Genomic DNA, 6,302 nt, shown 5'->3' on the forward strand with positions numbered 1-6,302 from the left:
CTTCCGTGATAATCTGTGTCTCCGTGGCAACATTACACAATTAAAATTCTTTTCAAAACTCATTTCCTTCTTACTTGTTATACAGTAGAACATAAATTTAACCATCATGACAAATCAAGATTTTAATACTGCTGTAAACAACGTTAAAGAAGCCTGGAAGTACCCAGAATTGTTCGAAAACGTTTCAAAATCTGAACGTTGGTTATCTGGCGCTGCAGGAACATATTTACTTTTCAAAGGCATCACCAGCATTTTTTCGCATCCTGTAATTGGCCTTACGGGTGCAGCAATTGGTGCAGGATTACTGTACCGCGGCATCACGGGTTATTGCCCAATGCGCGATTTGGCAGAACAGCGTAAAGAAGATATTGCCCCTGACGAAGTAATTATAAGCGAAACCTACGTTGTTGACGATTTGGGGTAAAATTTTAAATACGAAATTTCCTTTTCTTAATAAACTGGTTAACTTTAAAAAGTTAAACCACAATCATGAACAAGTATACACTATTATTTATTCCTGCATTTTTTGCAGGGCAAGCTATGGCACAAGATAAAAAACCAGATCCTGCCAAAGACCCAAAAACAACCGAGGTTTGGGAACCCGTTCCTAAGATTGTTACACCGGGCAAATTGCCTCAGGACGCGCCATCTGATGCTACCATTCTTTTCAACGGCAGAAATTTAGATGCGTGGCATTCTGTTAAAGATCCATCGAAACCAGCTGCCTGGACAATAGACGATGGTTTTTTTACGGTAAAAAAGGGCACTGGAAATATCGAAACCAATAAAAAGTTTACCGATTACCAATTGCACCTGGAATGGAAAATCCCTGAAAACATAACTGGCGAAGGTCAGGCACGTGGAAATAGCGGTGTGTTTTTAGCATCAACAGGTGGCGGTGATGAGGGTTACGAAATCCAGATTATGGATGCTTATAACAATAAAACCTATGTTAACGGACAAACAGGCAGTGTTTACAAACAAGCTATTCCATTGGCAAATGCCAACAAAAAACCAGGCGAATGGCAATACTACGATATCATTTGGAACGCACCGCGTTTTAATGAAGATGGAACAGTACAAAAACCAGCAAGTGTTACTGTATTTTTAAACGGCGTACTTTTACAGAATGGATTTGTATTAAAAGGGGAAACCAGGTATATTGGTGCGCCAGAATATAAAAAACATGGTCCTTCTTCAATCAAATTACAAGATCACGGCGATCCAAGTCCTGCAATCAGTTACAGGAACATCTGGGTAAGAGAATTATAATTTCAACAAAACAACAATAAGAAACCTGCAGATCAAAAGTTTGCGGGTTTTGTTTTTATAAATAAATTAACAGATAATTGTAGTCAAACTAAATACGATTTAACGCCTTCAAAAATGAAAAGAAACTTACTTAATGTGATTACTTTATTGTTTCTGTTTTCTTGCAAACCTCCGGAAAAGGGTTTAACACAAATTGCATTAAAAAAAGCAGATGATGGCTTTATTGATGTGATGTTAAATATTGTAGATAAAAAAGAAACAGATTCTACTGTAATTTTTAAAGCACAAGGACTAGACAATACCGATACAGTTGGTCTCGAAATTTCATTGAAAAAAAACATTAAAGCTGGCATTGTCAATGGGGATATGAAAAACACATTTTTATCTAATGGAATTTCATTCCGATCCTTAGGTAAGGAGAGTGATAGATTTTTAACTTCACTTGCATCTCTATATAATTTAAAATTAAAAAGTGAGATGCGTACCGATAAGATGATTTTTGAGGTAGCAAACTTAAATGAAAAAGATGTAGATTATAATTCTGGGCAATATCGATTTAAAGCATTTCTACAGACAGATACGGATGTTCCTGAACTTTTTATAAATTTCGACTTCACCAATCAGCTTATAGCTTTAAACGAAAAAGATCCAGAATATAGAGCGGGTGTAATTAGCTACCTAACAAAAAAACAATAATGAACAAAGGCAGATTAGAAGCATTTAGTGATGGGGTAATTGCAATTATCATTACCATTATGGTTTTAGAGATCAAGGTTCCGGAGCATGGCGATACACTAGCCAGCTTAAAGCCCCTTATTCCTAAATTTATCAGTTATGTTTTAAGCTTTACTTACGTAGGTATCTACTGGAACAATCACCATCACCTCATGCATGCGGTTAAGAAAGTGAGCGGATCAATGTTATGGGCCAATTTAAACCTGCTTTTCTGGTTGTCACTTTTCCCGGTTACGGCAGGATGGATGGGCGAAAATCATTTTACCTTTTGGCCAGTTGTGGCTTATGGCGTAGTATTATTTTTAGCAGCCATTGCTTATTTAATTTTGGTCATTACAATTAAAAAAACAGAGGGTGCACATTCACTGGTAGTTGAAGCAATAGGCAATGATAGCAAAGGAAAAATTTCTTTAGTTTTTTATGCCTTGGGAATAGGCCTCAGCTTCATAAACCCTTGGATTGGCTGTTCCATGTATGTAATTGTTGCAGCCATTTGGTTTATACCTGATACCAGAATTGAACGGGCTATACATCAATCGTTAGAGAATAAAGATTAGTCCACTGTCAAAATACGCATAAATGTTTCTCGTTCTATCATTTCAGCACCTAAACTCATTAAATGATCGTTCGACAACTGACAGTCAATTAAATCGATATTCATTTTACTTAAAAAAATCAATGCTGCTTTTGAAGCATTGCTTACATGGCTAAACATACTTTCTCCACAAAAAACACGATTTACTTTTAAACCATATAGGCCACCCACCAGCTGATCAGCCAACCAAACCTCTACACTGTGCGCGTAGCCCTGCTGATGAAGGCTAATGTAAGCATCTTGCATTTCGTTGGTAATCCAGGTACCATCCTGCCCTTTCCTTTTGGTAGTTGCGCAATTGCGGATCACTTCGGCAAAAGCCTGATTAAAAGTAATCTTGAAAACTTCCTGGTTTAAAATTTTCTGCATGCTTTTACTGATTTTAATTTTATCAGGATAAATCACACAGCGTTTGTGTGGCGAATACCAGAGAATTGGTTCGTCTTCACTAAACCATGGAAATATACCATTCGAATAGGCGATTAACAACCGCTCCGTACTTAAATCACCACCAATGGCCAATAAACCATCCTCTTCTGCCAAGGCTGGGTCTGGGAAGCCCGGATTGTCATCTAGTAGCTGAAAAAACATAGGCAAAAATAAGAAAGAAAACAAAGATTAAACCCTGGCGTTTTAAATAAGTCATACTGTAAAACAGTCCATTATGAACGCAAAAGATAATTTCTTAAAAGTAAAACATCTTTACAATCGGGCAGGCTTTGGGGTTTCTTATACCGACTTACAAAAATTAAGCAAAAAAAATCTCGACAAAGTGGTGGATAACCTGCTTAAAGATTCCCAAAAAGACGATCCAATCAATTTAGTGAATGATTACGAATCGAAACGACAACTTTTGATACAGGCAGGTTTATATGCTAAAAAAGGTCTGAATGATGATGAGAAAAAAATGCGCCAGCAGATTATACGAGAGCAAAACGAAGTAAGCCGCGATCTGAATATTGCCTTCATTACCAAAATGATCAATACCGATGCCCCGTTGAGGGAAAAGATGACGCTTTTTTGGCATGGCCATTTTGCCTGCCGCAGCAATAACCCATTTTTTGCCCAACAATTAAATAACATCCAAAGAACAAATGCCCTGGGCAGCTTTAAAACCTTACTGGTTGAGGTTTCCAAGTCGCCCGCAATGCTGCAATACCTGAATAACCAGCAGAACAGAAAAGGTAAACCAAATGAGAACTTCGCCCGCGAACTCATGGAACTTTTCACCCTGGGAAGAGGAAATTATACCGAGCAGGACATTAAAGAATCTGCCCGCTCATTTACCGGCTGGATGTATGACAAAGATGGCTCGTTCATTTTCAGACAAAACCTGCACGATCCCGGAACAAAAACCTTTTTCGGTAAAATCGGGAATTTCGAAGGCGAAAACATCATCGATATTATTCTAGAAAAACCAGAAACCTCCCAATTTATCGCCAGGAAAGTATATAAATTTTTCGTAAACGATAACCCGAATGAGGATCATATTAAAGAACTTGCCACACATTTTTACAACTCGAAATATGACATTGCCTCGATGATGAAAAAAATGTTTACATCTGATTGGTTTTATAGCCCTGAAAATGTAGGCACAAAAATTAAATCACCCGCTGAATTTTTGGTGGGCTTAAGTCGCGAGTTTTATGTTACCTATAACAAACCACAGGTTTTAATACAGCTACAAAGCAGTTTGGGGCAATATTTATTTAACCCACCTAATGTAGCGGGCTGGCCTGGCGGACAAAGCTGGATTGATAGTTCATCGTTAATGTTAAGGATGCGCATTCCTTCGCTTGTTTTAAATGATGGGGAAATCGATTTCAGCGGCAAAGCGGATCCGGAAGACGAAGCCGTAATTGCCTTAAGTAGAACAGCTACCACCAATGCAAATGCCAACATGAAACCAAAATCGTACGTAAACGCAAATGCAGACTGGCCTAAATTTTTAGATACTTTACCAAAAGGATTAACGCCATTGGAACTTACCGAGTTTTTATTGCAACCGAAATTAAATGCCAAAATAACAACAATGGTAAGCGATAATAAAGGATTGAGAAGTACAGCAGTCGAAATTACCAGCATGCCCGAGTATCAGTTGTGCTAGAGAACAGTTAATAGTCAATGGTTGATGGTCAATAGCCGATTAGCTAAGCGCCCAAGCCATGAACCATCGACCATAAAACATTGACCATCAAAGACTAACAAGATGAATAGAAGAAATTTTTTAAGAAATACAGGATTCGTTGCAGCAGGTTCACTATTTGTTCCGGCTTTTATGAAACCGCTTGAGGCCATGGCGCTTGATGAGCTAAGCCTATACAAAAACTTAGTTGTGGTACAGCTTTCTGGTGGAAATGACGGTTTAAACACGGTTATTCCCTTTGGAAACGACATTTATTACCAAAAAAGAAAAAGTATTGCCATTAAACCTGAAGAGGTGATTAAACTGAACGACATGCAAGGGTTAAACCCGAACATGGCTGCCCTGCAAGAAATTTATGACCAAGGCTGGATGACCATCATCAACGATGTTGGCTACCCCAACCCAGACCGCTCACATTTCCGTTCGATGGATATTTGGCAAACGGGTAGCGATAGCAATCAATTCTTATCAACCGGATGGATTGGCCGTTATTTAGATAGCAATTGCCAAACCTGCAAATTCCCTTATACAGCGATAGAGGTAGACGACTCACTTTCCCTAGCCATGAAAGGGCAAACCAAAAAAGGAATTGCATTAAAAGATCCCGCAGCTTTGTTCCGTAATACAAACGATCCGTTTTTTAAGGCCATGTTGCAGAATGATAAGGAACATTTAGATGAAGATAATTTAGGTTATTTATATAAAACCATGATCGAAACTTCATCTTCTGCCAGTTATATCCAGAATACCTCCAAAATTTATCAGTCGAAATCTACTTACCCTACTTCGGGTTTTGCAAACCAATTGAAAACGGTTTCTAAATTTATTTCTTCGGGATTAAAAACAAGGGTTTATTATGTTTCGTTAAGTGGTTTTGATACCCACGTGAATCAAATTGGTCAACAAGGCAATCTGCTTAAACAATATAGCGAGGGCATGGCTGCTTTCTTAAAAGATTTAAAATCGAACAATAAGCTTGAGGATACCCTGGTGATTACCTTCTCCGAATTTGGCCGCAGGGTAGAACAAAACGCCAGTAACGGAACCGACCACGGAACGGCAAATAATATGTTTGTTTTTGGCGGAAAATTAAAGAAACAAGGGATTTTTAATGCTGCACCAAATCTAAGTGATTTAGATACCGGCGATTTAAAATATCAACTGGATTTCAGACAGGTTTATGGTACCATTTTAGATAAATGGCTGGATGTAAATAATGCTGATATCCTGAACAAAAAATTTAATACGCTCGATTTTATATAGATATTACAAAGAAGTCAAGTTTAATAAGCAACAGGCTATGAAACTTGACTTCTTATTATTTACTTCCTTTTTAACACATATACAGGCCTACTGCTGTCTTTATCAATCTGATCGGTATAGGTATTAACCTGAGTTCGATTATTAAATCTCATTTTGTGGCGTTTTAATCAAGTTTTCTGTTAAGACGGTCGTCACCCTGAATTTATTTCAGGGTCTTTCACGCTAAAAAGATGCTGAAATAAATTCAGCAGGACGATAAAGCGGGATTAGGCGTAAATAAGATATAATTTT

At 37.9% G+C, this 6,302-nt stretch carries 7 protein-coding genes; 6 read left to right on the plus strand and 1 reads right to left on the minus strand.

What is annotated here, in order from left to right; translation table 11 throughout:
• Positions 1-106 precede the first annotated feature (106 nt).
• The 4 genes from AW17_RS16415 to AW17_RS16430 all read left to right on the plus strand — a co-directional run bounded on the left by AW17_RS16415 (position 107) and on the right by AW17_RS16430 (position 2,564).
• Positions 107-424 carry a YgaP family membrane protein gene (locus tag AW17_RS16415; protein ID WP_029278253.1) on the plus strand — a complete coding sequence of 106 codons (318 nt, stop codon included), beginning with the start codon at positions 107-109 and terminating at the stop codon, positions 422-424.
• 65 nt (positions 425-489) lie between these two features.
• Entirely contained in the window at positions 490-1,272 is a 783-nt protein-coding gene (locus tag AW17_RS16420; RefSeq protein WP_029278255.1) for a 3-keto-disaccharide hydrolase, read from the plus strand.
• Between the two features lie 114 nt (positions 1,273-1,386).
• A complete protein-coding gene (locus AW17_RS16425; RefSeq protein ID WP_029278257.1) occupies positions 1,387-1,968 on the plus strand; it encodes a hypothetical protein in 582 nt (193 codons plus the stop codon).
• Positions 1,968-2,564, plus strand: coding sequence for a TMEM175 family protein (locus tag AW17_RS16430; protein ID WP_029278258.1), 597 nt, complete (start codon positions 1,968-1,970; stop codon positions 2,562-2,564). Before AW17_RS16425 ends, AW17_RS16430 begins: the two co-directional genes overlap by 1 nt.
• Here AW17_RS16430 and aat read toward each other — a convergent pair.
• Positions 2,561-3,193 (minus strand): leucyl/phenylalanyl-tRNA--protein transferase, encoded by a 633-nt coding sequence (aat, locus tag AW17_RS16435; protein WP_029278259.1) that lies wholly within the window; start codon positions 3,191-3,193, stop codon positions 2,561-2,563. The genes AW17_RS16430 and aat overlap by 4 nt on opposite strands.
• Positions 3,194-3,266: 73 nt before the next feature.
• On the opposite strand from aat, the gene AW17_RS16440 reads away from it, so the two are divergent.
• Both AW17_RS16440 and AW17_RS16445 read left to right on the plus strand, forming a co-directional pair.
• Positions 3,267-4,709 (plus strand): DUF1800 domain-containing protein, encoded by a 1,443-nt coding sequence (locus tag AW17_RS16440; RefSeq protein WP_029278261.1) that lies wholly within the window; start codon positions 3,267-3,269, stop codon positions 4,707-4,709.
• 102 nt (positions 4,710-4,811) lie between these two features.
• Positions 4,812-6,011: a DUF1501 domain-containing protein gene (locus AW17_RS16445; protein WP_029278263.1), complete on the plus strand. Its 1,200-nt coding sequence runs from the start codon at positions 4,812-4,814 to the stop codon at positions 6,009-6,011.
• The last annotated feature ends 291 nt before the right edge of the window (positions 6,012-6,302 follow it).

This window comes from Pedobacter borealis DSM 19626 (assembly GCF_000708285.2).
In the GTDB taxonomy this organism is placed as follows: Bacteria; Bacteroidota; Bacteroidia; order Sphingobacteriales; family Sphingobacteriaceae; genus Pedobacter; species Pedobacter borealis.

Excerpts from the sequence above, each read along its gene's own strand:
- AW17_RS16445 (WP_029278263.1), top strand. The coding sequence starts at position 4,812 with ATGAATAGAAGAAATTTTTTAAGAAATACAGGATTCGTTGCAGCAGGT.
- aat (WP_029278259.1), bottom strand. The coding sequence starts at position 3,193 with ATGTTTTTTCAGCTACTAGATGACAATCCGGGCTTCCCAGACCCAGCC.
- AW17_RS16425 (WP_029278257.1), top strand. The coding sequence starts at position 1,387 with ATGAAAAGAAACTTACTTAATGTGATTACTTTATTGTTTCTGTTTTCT.
- AW17_RS16415 (WP_029278253.1), top strand. The coding sequence starts at position 107 with ATGACAAATCAAGATTTTAATACTGCTGTAAACAACGTTAAAGAAGCC.
- AW17_RS16430 (WP_029278258.1), top strand. The coding sequence starts at position 1,968 with ATGAACAAAGGCAGATTAGAAGCATTTAGTGATGGGGTAATTGCAATT.
- AW17_RS16440 (WP_029278261.1), top strand. The coding sequence starts at position 3,267 with ATGAACGCAAAAGATAATTTCTTAAAAGTAAAACATCTTTACAATCGG.
- AW17_RS16420 (WP_029278255.1), top strand. The coding sequence starts at position 490 with ATGAACAAGTATACACTATTATTTATTCCTGCATTTTTTGCAGGGCAA.